Consider the following 18210-nt stretch of genomic DNA (forward strand, 5'->3'; position numbering starts at 1 on the left):
GCGAATTCCGGCTGAGCGAGCATGTGGCGGTCTGCGGGAATTCTAGCGCGAGCGCGCACTTGTGCGCTGAGAGGCCGGCAAGCGCTGCCGGGCCTCACCGGCTTTGCGCAGTGGATCTAGCTTTGCGCAGCGGCTCTAGCGCAGCGGCGTTTTCAGCGCGTCGATGAGATCGAGCAGATCGTACGGCTTGCGCAGCAGGATAGCGTGCGGCAAGACCTTGCGCTGCGCCGGCGTCAGCACGAGGTCGTAGCCGGTCAGAAAGATCACGCGCAGATCGGGTCGCACGGCACATACCTCCAGCGCGAGATCCACACCCGACTTACCCGCCAGCCCCACGTCGGTCAGCATCACGCTGATCGCATGCTCGCTCAGAATCTGCTTCGCGTCATGCTCCCCTTCGGCCTCCAGAATGTCGAAGTCGAACATGCGCAGCAATTCGGCGGTGCTTGCGCGAATCAGCTCGTCATCCTCCACCAGTAGAATCCGCAGCCGCGGCTGAGCGGCGACGCTGCCGGCGCTATCCGGTACAGCCAGCGGATCGATCTCTAGAAGATGCTGCCCGGCCTCGGCGATTTCAGCCGCCTGCGGATTCTGCGTTTGCAGCACGTAGCGAATTTTGCGCGCCAACGCTTCGTGCGTGTAGGGCTTGCTGAGCAATTCGATGCCCTCGTCGAGCCGCCCGGAATGCACGATCGCGTTATCCGTATAGCCCGACGTGAACAGCACCGCGATCGCCGGCAACCGTTCGCGCGCCTTGCGAGCGAGTTCGGTGCTGCGTAGCGGACCAGGCATCACCACGTCGGTGAACAGCACGTCGATCGGCACACCGCTTTCGACGATCGCGAGCGCGCTTTGCGCGTCTTTCGCTTTCAGCACACGGTAGCCGAGATCGGAAAGCATTTCGACCACCGTCGTGCGCACTTCCTCGTCGTCCTCGACCACCAGAACGGTTTCCGTGCCGCCCTTGGCAGGACCGGCGTCGATATTCGTTTCGAGGTCTTCCTGCTGGCGCACCCGTGGCAGATAGATGCGAATCGTCGTGCCGTGACCCTCTTCGCTGTAGATCTTCACATGGCCGCCGGACTGTTTGACGAAGCCATACACCATGCTCAAGCCGAGGCCCGTGCCCTGACCTTCGGGCTTGGTCGTAAAGAACGGCTCGAACACGCGCTCGCGCACTTCCGGCGGCATCCCGGCACCCGTGTCGGTGACCGCCAGCATCACGTACTGGCCCGGCGTGACCTCGGCGTTGCGCTTGGCGTAGGCGTCGTCGAGCGCAGCGTTGCCGGCTTCGATGGTGAGCTTGCCGTGGCCGTTCATGGCGTCGCGCGCGTTGATCGCCAGATTCAGCAGCGCGTTCTCGACCTGGAACGGATCGACCAGCGTATTCCACAAGCCGCCCGACACGATCGTTTCGATTTCGACGCCGTCGCCAAGCGCGCGTCTGAGCATGTCGTCGAGTCCGCGCACGAAGCGGCCGAGATTGACGACCTTCGGCGCCAGCGGCTGACGCCGCCCGAACGCCAGCAGTTGCGAGGCGAGGTTAGCTCCGCGGGCCACGCCTGCGAGCGCATTGCGCACGCGCTGCTCGGGCTTCTCGGAACCGGCGACGTCTTTCGCCAGCAGTTGCAGATTGCCGCCTATCACCTGCAACAAGTTGTTGAAGTCGTGCGCAACGCCGCCCGTAAGCTTGCCGATCGCTTCCATCTTCTGCGCCATGCGCAGCGCTTCTTCGGCGTGCCGCAAGGCCTCGGTGGTTTCCTTGTCGGCGGTGACGTCGCGGCCCACGCCGTGAATGCGCGCCGTGTCGGGATCGAGCGCGAGCGTCCACGCAACCCAGCGCCACGTGCCGTCGATCCGCCTGAAGCGGTTTTCATAACGCACCGGCACGCCCGTGCGCCGCAGTTCGGCCAGATGGGTGCGGACCACCTCTACGTCATCCGGGTGAACCAGATCGACATAGGAACGCGACATCAGCCAATGCGTATTGTGACCGAGCGCATTGCTCCATGACGGACTCACGCGCTGCAAGCGGCCTTCGATATCGGCCACCACCAGCAGATCCTCGCTCAACTCCCACAGACGGTCGCGGTCCGCCACCGTCTCGATCACGCGGCGCTCCAGCGTTTCGTTCAGATCGCGCAGCGCGCTTTGCGCCTTGGTGCGCTCGGCGATTTCGGTTTGCGCGGCCCGGTACAAACGCGCATTGTCGATGGCAATGGCCGCCTGCGCGGCGATGCCGGCCACGATCCGCTCAGCGCGTTCGGTAAACACGCCGGGCTCGGGATGACCGAAGAACAGCCCTCCGACCACTTCACCGCTGCGCGACTGCACGGGCGCGGCCAGATAGCTGCGCACCTTCAGATGACCCTCCGGCATGCCACGATGCGGCGCGTTGTGGCCATAGCGCGGATCCTGCGTGATGTCGCTGACACGAACGATGCCTTCGCCCATGAACGTAGGCGCGAACACCGCCGTGTTGCGCGGCATCGGAAACTGCTCGAAGGTTTCCTTCGGCACGCCGGACAGCGTGTAAAGCATGTAGCTGCCGCCCTTATCGTCGAGCACGTTATAGAAGAACGAACCGAACGCGGCGCCGGTCAGTTCGGTGGCCGCGTCGGTTACGATCTGCACCGCGCGGTTCAGATCGAGTTCGGCGGCCACCGTCGAGCCGACGCGATTGAGAATCTCCAGCGTGCGCGATTCTTCGCGCAGCTTCGTCTCGGTCTCGCGGCGCAGGCGCGCGAGTTGCAGGTTGCCCGACACGCGGGCCAGCAGTTCGCGCGCCGAGAAGGGCTTGGTCAGATAGTCGTCGGCGCCGTGCTCGATGCCGTCCACGCGCGCTTCCTCACCCGCGCGGGCGGACAGCATCAGCACCGGCGTGTCGCGCAACTCCGGATCGGCGCGCAACGCGCGCAGCAGGCCGAAGCCGTCGAGGCGCGGCATCATCACGTCGGAGAGCACGAGATCGGGGCGCTCCTGCCGCGCGGCTTCGAGCGCGGCCTGCCCGTCGGTGGCAAGCCGCACGTCGTGGCCCGCCGCGCGCAGGATACGGCTCATGTACTCGCGCAGATCCGCGTTGTCGTCGACGACCAGCAGCCGCGCGGCGGCGACTGACGCAACCACGGGCGGCGCCGCGCCAGCCGGTGTCGCGCCAGCCGGCGCGTCGGCGACGATCTCGTTCTCGGGACTCCAGCGCAACGCCGCATCGACATAGGTGCGCGCGTGCTTGCTCATGGCGGCATGCACGGCTTCTTCATCAGGTTGGACCGGCACGGCGCCGTGCGGCAGCGAGACGGTGAAGCACGCGCCTTCGCCGGGCACACTGTCCACCCGCACCGCGCCGCCGTGGAGTTTGACCAGTTCCTGCACCATTGCGAGCCCAATGCCGCTGCCTTCGACCGAGCGTCCCGGCGCGCCCGCCACGCGATGAAAGCGTTCGAAGAGGCGCGGCACTTCTTCCTCGGCAATACCGATGCCGCTATCCGTCACACTGACCTCGACGCCAACGCCGGCAAGCACGCGAACCGCGACGCGAATCGTGCCGAAGAACGTGAACTTGTACGCGTTCGACAGCAGGTTCATCACGACCTTTTCCCACATCTCGCGGTCGAGCTGCGCGACCACGGGCGCGGCCGGAATCTCCACTTCGAGGCGCAGGCCGGCCGCTTCGATCGCGGACTGGAACAGCGACGCGAGTTCGGCCGTGAACGATGCGACATCGGTGGGTTGCATGTGAATCTGCATGCGTCCCGCCTCGATGCGCGAGAAGTCCAGCAGCGCGTTGACGAGCTTCAGCAGCCGCAAGCCGTTGCGATGCGTGATCTCGATCAGCGCGCGGTCCTCGATGTCGCTGCCTAGCCGCGCCTGGTCGCCGCCTGCGGCAAGCTGCGGCTTGGCGAGCAGTTCTTCGAGTGGGCCGAGCATCAGCGTCAACGGCGTACGGAATTCGTGGCTGATGTTGGAGAAGAACGTGGTTTTCGCGCGGTCGATTTCGGCTAGCGCTTCCGCGCGCCGCCGCTCCTCCTCGTACGCCCGCGCGTAGCCGATCGCCGCGCCGATCTGACCGGCGGCCAGGTTCAGGAAACTGCGATAGGCGTCGTCGAAAAGACGGCAAGGATTCAGCGCAGCGACCAGAACCACCGTTTGCGCCGACTCGCTGCCGGGCGACACCGGCAGGATAACCGCCTGCTGCGACGGGAGATGCCACGGACCGCTCGGCAACGCGGTGGCGAACCGCTGTGTCAGATCGCCCACCCGCAGCGGCGCTTGCGTATCGAGCACGTCGACGACGGGCCAAGGCGCCTCGCCGTCGAGCTTCATGGTTTGCGGCGCCCCCGCGTGGCCCGGCTCGATGCCGCACGCGCCGACCAGCGCGAGCGTGTCGCTGCCCGGCTCGGCGGCATATAACAGGGCGAACGGAAGGTCTTGCGGGTTAGCCTGCAAGGCGCGCGCGCTGAGTTCGCAAGCCTCGCGCCAGTCGCGGCCGTTCGGGCTGACCGCCGCCAGTTCCTTCAGCAACGCCAGTTGCCGTTCGCCGATCACCTGCGCCGTGCCGTCGCTGTTGGCGCAGATGATGCCGCCGGGTTCGCCGTCGTCGCCGGGAATCGGGCTGTACGAGAAGGTGTAATACGTCTCCTCGGGAAAGCCGTTGCGCTCCATGATGAGCAGCTTCTGTTCGACGAAGATGCCTTCGGCGCCCGCCAGCGCGGTGTTCAGAAGCGGCTCGATATCGGTCCAGATTTCGCGCCACACGACTTTGGTCGGCTGGCCGAGCGCGGCCGGATGCTTGCCGCCGATGATCGATTTATATGGGTCGTTGTAAAAATAGAGCAGCTCGTCGCCCCAGCCAATCCAGATCGGCTGGCGCGACGTGAGCATGATACGGATCGCGATCTTCAGCCCTTGCGGCCAGTTCTCGGGCGCGCCAAGCGCAGTCTGCGTCCAGTCGTAAGCGCGGATGAGCGCACCCAGCTCGCCGCCGCCGGCGAGGAAGGACGGCGCGGCAAAGCCGTCGGGCAATGCATCCGACACGAAGCGGTCCGGCTCTTTCAACGCGATCTCCTCGACGCGACGGCTCATATTCGTGCAAACCGCCGTTGCAAAAGCGATGCCTGATACGACGGATGGCCAACGATCATCGCGCAACCGATGTAGCGCGATTCTCGCACGTAGCGGGATGAGGGAGGAAGGTGAGAGGTTACGCCGCGGCCCGATGAGCCGGCCTTTCGCGGCACGCGGCGAAGGCTTATGCAGAACGGGGCGGCGTCGGCGGAGAGAGATGCCGCGAAGCGAACTGAAATACCGGTAAAACGTACCTTGACGCAAAGGCGCAGGCCTGGCGATCTTCCCGATCGCAGGTCAGACAGGGCGGTCGATTTCTCCCGACCAGGCCCTGCCCGCAGCGGCTTTTATATCAACCCGACACACAACGCGGCGACGATCGACCCCAGCACCAGTACCGCACCGACGGTCTTGCGTTTATTCAGCTCCGTCCAGAGCAGCACACCGGTGAGCGACAGCAGAATGATGCTGCCGGCCAGCGTGTCGATCAGCAGCACCCAGCCGACGCTCAAGCCGACGCCTTTGTGCAGATTCGTCAGCATCGCGAGAAAGGTGTTCTCGCTGCGCTTGACGGTCACATAACCGTTGCCCACCCAATATTCGGCGGACGTGTTCTCACGAGGCGACGCGAAGTTGAGCTGCCAGTGCTCCGGCTGCACGATGCTGCGATCGCCCCACGCGACCGGATGCGCCGGCTCTTTCTGTACGCGCCCCGGCGTGCCCGCCAGTTTCAGTTCGTGCTTGAGCCATTTGCCGAGCTCGCGCGGCGTTTGCGGCGCCGGTTGCGGCAACGGCACCTGCAACAGCGCGACTTGCGGCTCGCCAGTCGATACCCGCAGCGGGCCACCGCGATGGTTCAGCAGAAACCCCGTGGTGCCGAACAGCAAACCCAGCGCCGCGCCCCACAGGCCGATCCAGCCATGCACTTTGCGCAACCATTTGACGAAGGTGGCGCGGCGCGAGCGCTGCTGCCGTGCTTTCAACTGGCCCTCGTCGAGCCGCTGCGGTTCACGCGACGCGTGATCGATGCCCGCGGGCGATTGAATGTCGATTGCCTCGGGTACGCTCACGGTTCACTCCAGGTACGCAACAGATTGTGATAGATGCCGACGAGGCTGCGGCGCGCGGCGTCGTCGGCGTTGGTGGCATTCAGCCTTTGAATGGCCGTGTCCATGTCGAACAGCATGGCGCGCTGCGTGTCGCTGCGCACCAGGCTTTGCACCCAGAAGAAACTGGCGACCCGCACACCGCGCGTGACCGGCGTGACCTGATGGAGACTCGTCGCCGGATAGACGATCATGTCACCGGCCGGCAGTTTGACCTGCTGCACGCCGTACGTGTCTTCGATCACGAGTTCGCCGCCGTCGTAGTCCGCGGGGTCGGAAATGAACAGCGTCACCGAGACGTCGGTGCGCAGCTTCACGCCGTTGGGCAGCACGCGCACTGCGCCGTCGACGTGACTGCCGAACTGCATGCCGCCTTCGTAACGATTGAAGAGCGGCGGGTACACCTGGTTCGGCAACACCGAACTGATGAACAGCGGGTTGCGCTCGATCGACGCGAGAATCACGTCGCCGAGCTCGCGCGCAATCGGCGTGTGCTCGGCGATCTGCTGATTACGCTTGACTGGTGCACCCTGATAGCCGGCGGTTGCGCGGCCGTCGACCCACGCGTCGCCGGCCGTGTCGAGCCGCTCGCGCACGATACGCAACTGCTCGGCATTCAGTACATTCGGGATATGCAGCAACATGATGTTTCCTTCGCGTCGGCTTGCCGCGTTCGAAAACGGCAAGCCTAACGCATGTGCCCAGCGCGTATCAGAAGCGGTAGTCGAACGTCGCCAGCAACGTGCGTCCGATACCCGGCACGGAACGGCCACCGTCCGACGGAATCAGCGCGTCGTAGTACTGCTTGTTGGTCAGGTTCAGCAGGTTCAGGCGGACGTCGTATTTCTTCGCGTGATACGCGGCGGTCGCATCCCAGCGCGTGTAGCCCGGCACCTGCACGTAGTTCGTGTTCGACGCATAGCGCGGCGACATATAGGTCGGGCCACCGCCGATTTCCCAATGCGGCGTGAGCGCATAAGTGGTCCAGAACGTCAGCGTATTGCGCGGCGTGTTGGCCGGCACGTGACCCTGCGTGCCGTCGCGCGCGCTCAGGATGACGGCGTCCATGTACGTGTAGCCGCCGAACACCTGCCACTTGTCGGTAATGTGGCCCGTCACGCCGGCCTGGAAGCCGTCGACACGGACGTCGCCGTCGAGCTCGTATTCGGTCGGCGAAACCTGCGTTCGCGCGTTGGTCTTTTCTTCGCGGAAGAACGACGACGTCACCGAGAGATTGCCGCCGAGCAGATCCCATTTCCCGCCGACTTCGTACGACCTGGTCGACTCGGGCGCAAGGTTCTGCGTGAGATTGGTCACTGTCAGCGCTTCGAGCGACGGATTGAACGACGTGCCGTACGACACGTAGTACGACTGCCAGTCGGTCGGCTGATAAATCACGCCAGCGCGCACGCTGGTGAAGAAGTTGGTTTGGGTCGCGTAGCCCGGCGCGCTGATCGAGTTGTGAATCTGCGCCTGGAAGCGATCCCAGCGCAAACCGCCAATCACCTTCCACTGCCGGCCGATCGAAACGGTGTCGTTCAGGTACGCACCGATTTCGTTCGATCCGGAGTCCGCGTAGTTGCCGACCGTCGTCGTCACACCCGCGGGCGACGACAGATACGCCGGATTCACCATCGAAACGACCGGCAGGTTGTTACGCGTGTACGCCTGATTCGAATAGCTGTCGTGACCGAGATCGACACCGGCGATCAGGTCGTGCTTGATCGGGCCGGTGACGAACTTGTATTCGAGCATCGTGTCGTTGTACAACGAGTGGTTCTCGATCACCCGGTCGTGGCTTTGCAACTTGATGAACAGTTGCGAAGGCGAGAGCTTCGTGAAATTGCCGTTGCTCAACGCGGGACTGGTGGCGAGCGGCCCCGTCAACACCGATTGCGGGGCGGTTTCGCGCGCGTCGGTCATCGAGTGTGAGAACTGCGTCTGGTTGGTCAGGATCAGGTTGTCCGAGAACTTGTGCTTGACCGCGGCGGTGACCGTCTGCACGTCCTGGATCGTGCGGTCGGTGGTCAAGCCGTAGAACGTATTCTTCGGCACCGGCGACGGGTGGCCGTTCAAGGCCTGCACGCCGTAGTCGGGCATGTCGTAGTTGTGCTGGATCAGCGCGGAGATCGTGACTTCGGTCGGTGTGCCGATCCCGAAGCGCACTTCCGGCGCGATGCCGTAATCCTTGTTTTTCATCTCATCGCGCGTCGAACCCAGGCTCTGGCCGAATGCGTTCAGGCGAATCGCCGACGTATCCGTCAGCTTGTGGTTCACGTCGATGGTGCTGCGATATTTATCGTCGGTGCCGATCATGCCGGTGACTTCCGCGGAGTCCTTCAGGTTCGCCTTCTTGCTCACCTGGTTGATCACGCCACCCGTCGAACCGCGGCCGAACAGCATCGACGACGGACCGTACAGCACTTCGAGTTCTTCCAGGTCGAACGTGTCGCGATAGTACTGGTTACGATCGCGGAAACCGTCCAGATAGATGTCGTTCTGTGCGGTGAAGCCGCGCAGGTTGATGTTGTTGCCGATCTGGCCGCCTTCGGCCGCGCCGATGGTCACGCCGGGCGCGTTGCGCAACGCGTCCTGGAACGAGGTGGCGCCTTGCGATTGCAATACAGCCTTGTTGATGACGGTGACTGTCTGCGGAATATCGCGCAACGCCGTGGGCGTCTTTGCGCCGACCGTGGAACGCTCTGCCTGGAAGTCCTGTTGTTCTGCCTGCGCCGAGACACCGATGGCCGGCAAGGTACCGCTGTCGGCGGTAGTCGTCGCGGTTGAATTTGCATTCGCGGTTGACGGCTGCGACGCGGATTGCGGAGCAGTCTGCGCGACCGCCGGAGTCGCAAAGGGAACGGCAAAGGCTAGCGCTAACGCAGTCGCAAGCGGCGTGTGGTTGAACATGGGAAATCCCGTCAGAGATGCGCTTGCCCGATTCGCATACCTGAGATGGAATCGATGACGAAGTCGCAAATTGGCTGGCTGCCGGTCTCGTGCGCACGGCACCGATGACGGGATGGCTGGCTGTGGTTAAATGAGAATCGCTATCATTCCACACGCATAAATCTGCATCAATCGCGAAGTCGCTTACCCCTCGTAACAGAATTGTTTCTATATTTTACGCATGTATGGTTTATGTAATATTTGATGCCCGTTTCGTCACGGATTATTACTTGTTTGTAATCCGACATGCATGAAAACAAAAGGCTTTCAGAGCCGTAAGGGACAAATACGTCACCTGAAATCTTTCAAATAACTAACAGCTTGTGGCAATCGCCGCCGACACTAAATCTCGCTACGGTTTATCCTTTTTGCAACACTGCATATCGAACTGTTCCGTTCATCCCCGGAGTTGACCATGCAATACCGCAAATTTGGCCGCACCGGCCTGACTGTTTCGCGCCTATGCCTCGGCACGATGACCTTCGGCCTGCAAACCGAAGAAGACGTCTCGCATCGCATTCTGGACACGGCGGCGGATGCCGGCGTGAATTTCATCGATACGGCCAACGTGTATCCGCTCGGCGGCGGCGAGGGTATTGCCGGCCGCACGGAGGAGATTGTCGGACGCTGGCTGAAGGGCAAGCGCGACCGCTTCATTCTGGCGACCAAGGCGGTGGGCAAGATGGGACCGTCTGCGTGGGATCAGGGCGCCTCGCGCAAGCATCTGCTGGATGCCATCGACGCGTCGTTGCAGCGCCTCGGCACGGATTACGTGGACCTCTACCAGCTTCACTCCGACGACGCGAACACGCCGCTCGACGAAACGCTCGAAGCGCTGGACGTGATCGTGCGCTCGGGCAAGGCGCGTTATATCGGCGTATCGAACTTTCTTGCCTATCGACTCGCGCGCGCCCTGGGTCGCGCCGATGTTTTGCGCGTGGCGCGCTTCGTCTCCGTGCAGCCTCGCTATAACCTGTTGTTTCGCCAGATCGAGCGGGAGTTGCTGCCGCTCGCCGGCGAAGAGCAATTAGCCGTGATGCCGTACAACCCGCTCGCGGGTGGTCTGCTCACGGGCAAACATCAACTGGATGTCACGCCGGCGCCCGGCCGTTTCACTGAAACCGTCGGCAAGGCGGGTGCAATGTATCACCAGCGGTATTGGCATAAACGCGAGTTCGAAACGATCGAACAGCTGAAAGCCATCGCGGCGCCAACCGGCGAATCGCTGACGCGCGTTTCGCTCGCCTGGGTGCTGGCGAATCCGCTCATCACGTCAGCGATTATCGGCGCGAGCCGCGCCGAGCAGTTGAGCGATACGCTCGCGGCTACCGATTTCGTGCTCGATCCGCAGATCAAGACGCAACTCGATGAAGCGAGCGTGGAATACCGTTGGGGCGACGCGGCGCGTTAAGCGGAGTCACCTGTTGCGACGGCAACCGCGCAACCCGCACCGCGCCGCGTGAAGGTCATTTGAAGCGGCCCGTCCGCTCATTCGCTTCCGGCAATTGGCGCGTCTCACGCATGGACCTCGCATGCCATAGACGCGCCCCGCCTTCAATGCCGGCATCGTTCGAAACGGTCGCCACGTTTGCCGGGAGATCGATCGTGAGGCGCGCGGCGTTGCCGCCGCCAATCCACAATTTGTCGTAGTTCACCAGCGCCGCCAGAATCCCGATAACCTTCTGAACGCGCCGGTTCCAGCGCTTGTTTCCGACTTTTTTACGCGCAGCATCGCCGATATATTCGTCGTACGCCACGCCCTTCTTGCTGACCGGGTGATGCGCAAGCTCCAGATGCGGCATCAACTCTCCGTCGCGAAACATTGCCGTACCAGCACCCGTGCCGAGTGTCAGCACGAATTCGAGGCCTTGACCCGAGATCGCGGCGAAACCTTGCATCTCGGCGTCGTTGATCATGCGAACCGGCAATCCGCCCAGGCGCTGCGCCAGCGAATCAGCCAGCGCAATATCGTGCCAGCCTTCAACGCCGAAGTGCGGCGCGGTCAGAATACGGTTGTTGCGCACCACGCCCGGAAAGCCGATCGACATCCGCGTGGGCGGCTCCTGCGCGACGAGCGGCGCAACCAGCTTCGCTAACGCGTCCACGAGTTGATCCGGCGTACAGGGATGCGGCGTCGCCACCCGCACGCGTTCGGTTTTCATCTTGCCGTCCGCGTCGATGATCGCGGCTTTCAAACCCGTGCCGCCAACGTCGATCGCCAGAATTCGTTCGGTAGTGCTTGTCACTTTCGTCTTACGTGCTGCCACGGTGTCCCCCGGTTGTGTTGGTGCGGCTCGTCGAATTACTTTTTCTCCACGACATCCCGTTGCAACGGCCGCCATGCGTGACCGCCGCGCGCCAATAGCGCGTCTGCTTCCGCCGGACCTTCGCTGCCGGCCGGATAGCCATGCACCGGCATCGCGCCGCCGGATTCGGGGTGCAACACGTCGTCCACCGCGCACCAGCTCGTTTCGATGCTGTCAGCGCGCTGGAACAGCGTCTCGTCGCCGAGCATGCAGTCGTAGAGCAAGGTCTCATAGCCGACGTTGGCGCGCTCCGCAAAAAAGTCGCCGTAGTCGAACGACGATTGCACCGCACCGATCTGCATAACCGGGCCAGGCGTTTTCACATTGAAGTCGAATCTCGTGCCGTGTGCGGGATCGATGCGCAGGGTCAACACATTCGGTGTGAGCGCGTCCACGGGTGTATCGCGAAACAGGCGGAACGGCACCGGTTTCAGTTGCACCGAGATTTCCGTGCGACGCCCGGCCAACCGTTTCCCCGTGCGCAGATAAAACGGCACGCCGGCCCAGCGCCAGTTCTCGACGAACACGCGCGCCGCGGCGTAGGTTTCCGTCTTGCTGTCCGGCGCGACGTTCGGCTCCTCACGGTAGCCGACACCGGCCGGGCCTTTTTCGTATTGGCCGAACACGACGTCGTCGGGCGTCAGCGGCTTGATCGCGTCGAAGATTTCGGCTTTCTTGTCGCGCACGGCTTCGGCGTCGAACGAATTGGGCGGCTCCATCGCAACCATGCCGAGCAGCTGGAACAGATGGTTCGGCACCATGTCGCGGAACGCGCCGGTCTGTTCGTAGAACTTGCCGCGCCCTTCCACGCCGATCGTTTCCGAAGCGGTGATCTGCACGCTGTCGATATATTCGCGCCGCCATATCGGTTCGAACAGCGCATTGGCGAAGCGCACCGCGAGAATGCTCTGCACGGTGTCCTTGCCGAGAAAGTGATCGATGCGATACACCTGTGTTTCTTTCGCGAACGACAGGATATGCGCGTTCAGATCGCGTGCCGAAGCGAGATCGCTACCGAAGGGTTTCTCGATCACCAGCCGGCGAAAGCCGCCGCCGTCGCCCTCTTTCAGCAAACCCGCGTTGCCGAGGCGCTCGACGATCGGCTCGAAAAACCGCGAGCTGACCGCGAGATAGAAGATCACGTTGCCGCCCGGCGTTTGCTCGAGCTTCTGCTTGAGCTTCGCGAAGGTGTCGTCGGTTTCGAATTCGCCGGCCATGTATTCGAGCCGTTGCGCGACCCAGTCCCATGCCTGGTCGTCGAGCTTGCCGGCGTGAAAGGTGCTGGCCTTGTCGGCGGCAAACTGCTCGAGCGACTGGTGCAGTTCGTCGCGCCACTCGCTCGTCTCGCGCGCGCCATGATTCACGCCGATGATTTTCATGCCGCCGTCGAGCAGGCTATCCACCGCCAGGTTGTAGAGCGCCGGCATGAGGAGCCGTTTGGTCAGATCGCCGCCGGCGCCGAAGATCACCAGCGTGCAAGGCGGCGCGGGCCGCTTGCCGGCCGGCGATGCCGGCGCCTGCTGCGGATTCATGCTGACTTTGCAGCTCGGCGGTTGACTGGCGACGGGGTGATCGGTTGCTCGGGTATTCGGTGTAGTCGACATGGGATTCACTTTTGGAAACCGATGGAACGAACGTGGTGATACATAAAAGACCACGCTTGTACCCACACAGTTCAAAAACGGCCAAGCGACCTGTTCGCCACGCGACGTTGTATGGCTAACGTAACCTGAGCAACCTCACGCCCGCTCGCGCCGCCGCGCCCTACTTCATCGATGCGTGCGCCGGCTCAGGTGCGGAAGCAGATTCGGGCATGCTTGCCACTGTGGCGTGCGCCGAAGGGGAAGTCGGCACCGGCGCCCGATCCGGTTCGCCCGCCAACGGTACATTGCCCGACACCCCCATCACGCGCGGTTGCAACAGCAAGGCGACCAGCCCGGTCCAGCCGGTCTGATGCGAAGCGCCGACACCGCGCCCGTTATCGCCATGAAAATACTCATGAAACAGGATCAGATCGCGCGAGCGCGGGTCGGTCTGCAACAGAGGATAAGCGCCCATTACTGGCCGCTCGCCGTCCCTGTTCTTGAGAAACAGCATGGTGCACCGGCGCGCCAGTTCGTCGGCAATCTGGCTCAGCGTGAACGCCTCGCCCGAACCGGTCGGATACTCGACCTTGAAATCGTCGCCATAGTAGCGGTGGAATTCGTAGAGCGACTCGATGAGCAGATAGTTCACCGGCATCCACACCGGGCCGCGCCAGTTGGAATTGCCACCGAACACCCGCGTATCCGATTCGGCCGGCAAATACTTCACGGTGAAACTGTCTCCGTTGTGATTGAACACGAACGGCTGATCGCGATGGACTCGCGAAAGCGCGCGCACGCCGTGATCGGAAAGAAATTCGCTTTCGTCGAGTGCACGGCGCAGCAATGCTTTCATCCGATGCCCGCGCAACAGCGAGAGCAGCAGCGCGTTGCCCTTGCCCGGCTCGTTCCAGCGCGAGACCAGCTTCGCCAGGTCGGGGCGATGTTCGAGGAACCAGATCAGCCGTTCACGCAAACCCGGCAGGCCGCCATGCAGACGCTCTTCCAGCACGTGCACGGCGAACAGTGGAATCAGACCTACGATCGAGCGCAACCGCATGGGAACGCTGCTGCCGTCCGGCAGACGCAGCTTGTCGTAGAAGAACTCGTCCTCGCTGTCCCACAGGCCTGTATCGCAGCCGTCGTCGCAACTCACGGCCTCGGCGATATACAGGAAGTGCTCAAAAAACTTCACTCCGATATCGACGAAAACATGATTCGCGTACGCAAGTTCCAGCGCGATGCGCATCAGGTCGAGCGCATACGCGGCCATCCACGCGGTGCCGTCGGCCTGATCGATATGGCCGCCGGTCGGCAGCGGCGACGAGCGGTCGAAGATACCGACGTTGTCCAGCCCGAGAAAGCCGCCCTGAAAGATATTGTGGCCGTCGGCGTCCTTGCGGTTCACCCACCAGGAAAAATTCAGCAGCAGTTTATGGAAGATCAGTTCGAGAAAGTCGCGATCCCCCTTGCCGGTGAGAGCGCGGTCGATTTCATACACACGCCACGCGGCCCACGCGTGCACGGGCGGATTGGCGTCGCCGAGCGCCCATTCATAGGCGGGAATCTGACCATTCGGATGCTGATAGCGGTCCTTCACCAGCAACAGCAATTGCCGTTTCGCGAACGCCGGATCGATCAAGGCGAACGCGGCGGCATGAAACGCCAGGTCCCACGACGCGTACCACGGGTATTCCCACTTGTCGGGCATCGACACGATGTCCGCGTTACACAGGTGCCGCCAGTCCATATTCCGGCCGCGTTTGCGGCTTGCAGGCGGCGCCGGCTGAAGCGGGTCGCCCTCGAGCCAGCGCTGCACGTCGTACTGGTAGTACTGCTTCGACCACAGCATGCCGGCGAGCGCCTGACGCTGCACTAAACGCGCGTCGGGGTCGGTGATGTCCTGTTGCAGCGCGCCATAGAATTCGTCGGCTTCGGCAATGCGGTGCGCGAATATCGCTTCAGCGTCGAGTTGCGCATCGTCGGGGCTCGATTGGGGACGCCAGCGCATGTACACCACGGCGCGTCCATGCGGTTCGAGTTCGATCGACGCATGCGCGCCAGCCTTGGTGCCCGCGTTGCGGCGAATCGCGTGTTCATCGCCGTGCACGAGATAATCGTTGAAGCCGTCTTTGAACGGGCCCGCGCCGTCCATGTTGAAGAGACGCTTCACGTTGGTGTCGTTCTCGCAGAAGAGCCACGTCACCGTTGCGTCTTTCGACCAGGCTGTGACGACGATCGGCTCCTGGCCATGCTGATGCCCGACCAGATACGCCTTGCCATTGCGGTCCGTACCGGCGACGAGCGACGGCTTGTCCCTGTTCTCTTTCCACGACCACGAATTGCGCGCCCAGATTTGCGGCAGCACATCCAGTGAAGCTTCCTGGTCCGCGCGATTTTCGATGGTCACGCGCATGAGTATGTCGTCCGGCGCGTGTTTCGCGTATTCCACCTGTACGTCGAAGTAGCGCAAATCGTCGAACACGCCCGTGTCGAGAATTTCGTACTCCGGCATGTCGCCGCCGCGGCGCGCGTTTTCCTGAACCAGGTCGTCGTACGGAAAGGCGGAGTGCGGGTACTTGTAGAGCATGCGCATGTACGAATGCGTCGGCGTGCCGTCGACGTAGAAGTACAACTCTTTCACGTCTTCACCGTGATTGCCTTGCGCATTCGTGAGACCGAACAGGCGCTCCTTCAGGATCGCGTCCTTGCGATTCCATAGCGCGAGCGAAACACACCAGCTCAGCTTGTCGTCGCCGAAACCGGCAATGCCGTCTTCGCCCCAGCGGTAAGCGCGGCTGCGCGCATGGTCGTGCGGAAAAGAGTCCCAGGCGGTGCCGTCGGCACTGTAATCCTCGCGTACGGTGCCCCATTGACGCTCGCTGAGATACGGTCCCCAGCGTTGCCAATGCGCACAGTCGGCCGAATGGAGCCGTGAACCCTCAATGGTGGCGAGCAGATTGGCAGCGCGCAGCGGTGGCATGACTACATCCTTGCATCGGGCTTGGCGGTGGGACACACATCGTAGCGCGGTTTAGGCGCCGGCGGACGGCAACCGGGCCAGCAGCATCTCCATGCGCAACAACTCGCCCAGCGACCAGGCCTGGAAAGGCGTGCCGGCGGGCGCGTGCGGCGCATCGCCATCGGCGATTTCAGAGAGATGGTCGAGACCGGCATGATCGAGATGCGCGTAGAGCGGGTCGAGAAAGCGCGTTTTCGCTTGCATGCGGGCATCCGCCGCGCCGCCGTGGACTCGCAACCATGCTTCGACAAACGGACCGAGCAGCCACGGCCACGCGGTTCCTTGATGATAGGCGCCGTCACGCTCCAGCGGCTGCCCGCCGTAGTGCCCGCGATAGGCAGGATCGGAAGGCGCCAGCGTCCGCAGTCCCAGTGGCGTGAGCAACTGCGCTTCGACCTGGTCGAGCACCGCGCGCGCCGCCGCGCCGTCGAGCAACGGAAACGGCAGGCCGCCCAGGGCGAAGATCTGGTTGGGGCGAATCGAGCGGTCTATCGCGCCTTTGACATGATCGACGTCCACGTTGTCGAACAGTGCTTGCGTGGACGGATCGATGAAGCGTTCATGAAACGCTTGCAACGCTCGGTCAGCGGCCGGCTGCCAGTGCGGATTCCAACTTGCTGCAATGCGCAATGCGTTGATCCAGAGCGCCTGCACTTCGACTGGCTTGCCGATACGCGGCGTGACCACCCAGTCGCCGACTTTCGCATCCATCCACGTAAGTTGCACGCCGGGTGTGCCGGCGCTGAGCAGGCCGTCAGCGGCGGATGCCTGGATGTTGAAGCGCGTGCCTTCCGTGTAGCCCCTGAGGATGGCTTCGCTTGCCTGCTGCAGGCGCTGCTGCGTGGCGGCGCTCGCGTGATGCGTCGCCAGATAGTCGTGCACGGCGACGATGAACCACAACGACGCGTCGACGGAATTGTATTCCGGCGTGTCGCCATAGTCGGGGAAACGATTCGGCAGCATGCCTTCGGACAGCGTGCCTGACCATTCGAGCAGGATCGCTTCGGCGTCGTCGAGCCGGCCTGATGCGATCAGCAAACCGCGCATTGCGATGAATGTGTCGCGACCCCAGTCCGTGAACCACGGAAAGCCCGCGAGGATCGTGCGGCCTTCGTTGCGCTCTACCACGTAGGCATCGGCCGAGCGTTGCAGGCGCGAGCCGAGCGCGTCGCGGCGCTGTTGCTCGATGCGCGCCAGTTCTGTTGCGTGCGCGAATGCCGGTTTCGCGCCTGCCGATTGCGTGCCGCTCGTGGCACTGGAAGCGCTGAGAATCATCACCGCTGCACCATCGGCGAGATTGAAGCTGAACACGCCAGGCGTCGCCAGATCCTCGCTGAAATCGAGGCCGCGTTCCCGCTCGCGAACGTAGCAGAAATTGCGATACCAATCCGGCGCGTGCGTGTAGACGCCGTTCGTCGCGCACTGGATCACCGGCCGATCGCCGTACGGTTGCCAGCTTACGCACGCCTGATCGCCGCTCGTCTGCGCGGTGAAGTTGAACGCGGTGTTCTCATGATGCAGCGCGTGGTAGTCGCGGCCCGATATTAGCGGCCTGACTTTCAATGTGAGCGCGCTTGTTGCAGCCGTATCTCCAGCGCTCTGCAGACGCCAGCGCAAAACCGTTTCGCGGGTCGCTTTGCCGACAAACACGTCAGCGGTCAATGCGAGATGCGTGTCGAGTTGCACACGCCATGTCGGCCACGGCACGGTGTCGAATGCAATAAGACTCGCGGTCAGGTCCGGATAAATCAGATCCGGCACGTAGCGCTGCATGCTCAATGGATAACGCTTGCCGTTCGCCTCAAGCCACGCCTCCACGCCGTTGACAAGCACCACGCGCCCGCCGGGCGCCCGCGTTGCGGCGAGCAGCAACGCGTGATAACGGCGCGTGCGCAGCGTGCCGACAGTGCCCGACGCGAAACCGCCGAAGCCGTCCGCTTCCAGCCATTCGTCTTCGAGACGCGTGATGTCGAAAGGTCGTTCGATGCGTGTCATGAACTTACCGGTTGTACATAGCCGTCGATCGTTCGGTGTGCCCAAGATTACCGGTCACATGGCGTTGCAGTGACCATTCTCCTACTTCTCACTTTCCACTGCCTTTCGAAAGACCAACTCAAACACGCAAGTTTTACCACTCGCAAACGTTTCACAATTATTTCTTGAAAGGATTAGAGACTGCA

9 protein-coding genes are annotated in these 18210 nt (G+C 62.9%); 1 reads left to right on the top strand and 8 read right to left on the bottom strand.

Translation table 11 applies throughout. The features are described 5' to 3' along the window. Positions 1-135 precede the first annotated feature (135 nt). The 4 genes from PDMSB3_RS35145 to PDMSB3_RS35160 form a co-directional block, all read right to left on the bottom strand. Complete coding sequence (locus tag PDMSB3_RS35145) at positions 136-5082, bottom strand: response regulator (protein WP_165189530.1); 4947 nt, start codon at positions 5080-5082, stop codon at positions 136-138. A 329-nt stretch (positions 5083-5411) separates the two neighbouring features. Then, positions 5412-6134 (bottom strand): PepSY-associated TM helix domain-containing protein, encoded by a 723-nt coding sequence (locus PDMSB3_RS35150; protein WP_007178511.1) that lies wholly within the window; start codon positions 6132-6134, stop codon positions 5412-5414. After that, positions 6131-6814: a Fe2+-dependent dioxygenase gene (locus tag PDMSB3_RS35155; protein WP_007178512.1), complete on the bottom strand. Its 684-nt coding sequence runs from the start codon at positions 6812-6814 to the stop codon at positions 6131-6133. Before PDMSB3_RS35155 ends, PDMSB3_RS35150 begins: the two co-directional genes overlap by 4 nt. Before the next feature lie 67 nt (positions 6815-6881). Then, positions 6882-9080, bottom strand: coding sequence for a TonB-dependent receptor (locus PDMSB3_RS35160; RefSeq protein WP_007178513.1), 2199 nt, complete (start codon positions 9078-9080; stop codon positions 6882-6884). Positions 9081-9534: 454 nt separating this feature from the next. Between PDMSB3_RS35160 and PDMSB3_RS35165 the strand changes: the two genes are divergently transcribed. Beyond that, positions 9535-10530, top strand: a complete 996-nt coding sequence (locus PDMSB3_RS35165) for an aldo/keto reductase (protein WP_165189532.1) — start codon at positions 9535-9537, stop codon at positions 10528-10530. Between the two features lie 55 nt (positions 10531-10585). Here PDMSB3_RS35165 and PDMSB3_RS35170 read toward each other — a convergent pair whose 3' ends face one another. The 4 genes from PDMSB3_RS35170 to PDMSB3_RS35185 form a co-directional block, all read right to left on the bottom strand. Beyond that, positions 10586-11386: an ROK family protein gene (locus PDMSB3_RS35170; protein WP_165189534.1), complete on the bottom strand. Its 801-nt coding sequence runs from the start codon at positions 11384-11386 to the stop codon at positions 10586-10588. A 35-nt stretch (positions 11387-11421) separates the two neighbouring features. After that, positions 11422-13029, bottom strand: coding sequence for a glucose-6-phosphate dehydrogenase (gene zwf / locus PDMSB3_RS35175; RefSeq protein ID WP_035516847.1), 1608 nt, complete (start codon positions 13027-13029; stop codon positions 11422-11424). Positions 13030-13189: 160 nt separating this feature from the next. After that, positions 13190-15991: an MGH1-like glycoside hydrolase domain-containing protein gene (locus PDMSB3_RS35180; RefSeq protein ID WP_165189536.1), complete on the bottom strand. Its 2802-nt coding sequence runs from the start codon at positions 15989-15991 to the stop codon at positions 13190-13192. A 51-nt stretch (positions 15992-16042) separates the two neighbouring features. After that, positions 16043-18025, bottom strand: a complete 1983-nt coding sequence (locus PDMSB3_RS35185; RefSeq protein ID WP_007178518.1) for an amylo-alpha-1,6-glucosidase — start codon at positions 18023-18025, stop codon at positions 16043-16045. Between the last annotated feature and the right edge of the window lie 185 nt (positions 18026-18210).

The organism is Paraburkholderia dioscoreae (assembly GCF_902459535.1).
In the GTDB taxonomy this organism is placed as follows: Bacteria; Pseudomonadota; Gammaproteobacteria; order Burkholderiales; family Burkholderiaceae; genus Paraburkholderia; species Paraburkholderia dioscoreae.

Coding starts and splice junctions, on each gene's coding strand:
- PDMSB3_RS35145 (WP_165189530.1), bottom strand. CDS start 5,082: ATGAGCCGTCGCGTCGAGGAGATCGCGTTGAAAGAGCCGGACCGCTTC.
- PDMSB3_RS35155 (WP_007178512.1), bottom strand. CDS start 6,814: ATGTTGCTGCATATCCCGAATGTACTGAATGCCGAGCAGTTGCGTATC.
- PDMSB3_RS35160 (WP_007178513.1), bottom strand. CDS start 9,080: ATGTTCAACCACACGCCGCTTGCGACTGCGTTAGCGCTAGCCTTTGCC.
- PDMSB3_RS35165 (WP_165189532.1), top strand. CDS start 9,535: ATGCAATACCGCAAATTTGGCCGCACCGGCCTGACTGTTTCGCGCCTA.
- zwf (WP_035516847.1), bottom strand. CDS start 13,029: ATGTCGACTACACCGAATACCCGAGCAACCGATCACCCCGTCGCCAGT.
- PDMSB3_RS35180 (WP_165189536.1), bottom strand. CDS start 15,991: ATGCCACCGCTGCGCGCTGCCAATCTGCTCGCCACCATTGAGGGTTCA.
- PDMSB3_RS35185 (WP_007178518.1), bottom strand. CDS start 18,025: ATGACACGCATCGAACGACCTTTCGACATCACGCGTCTCGAAGACGAA.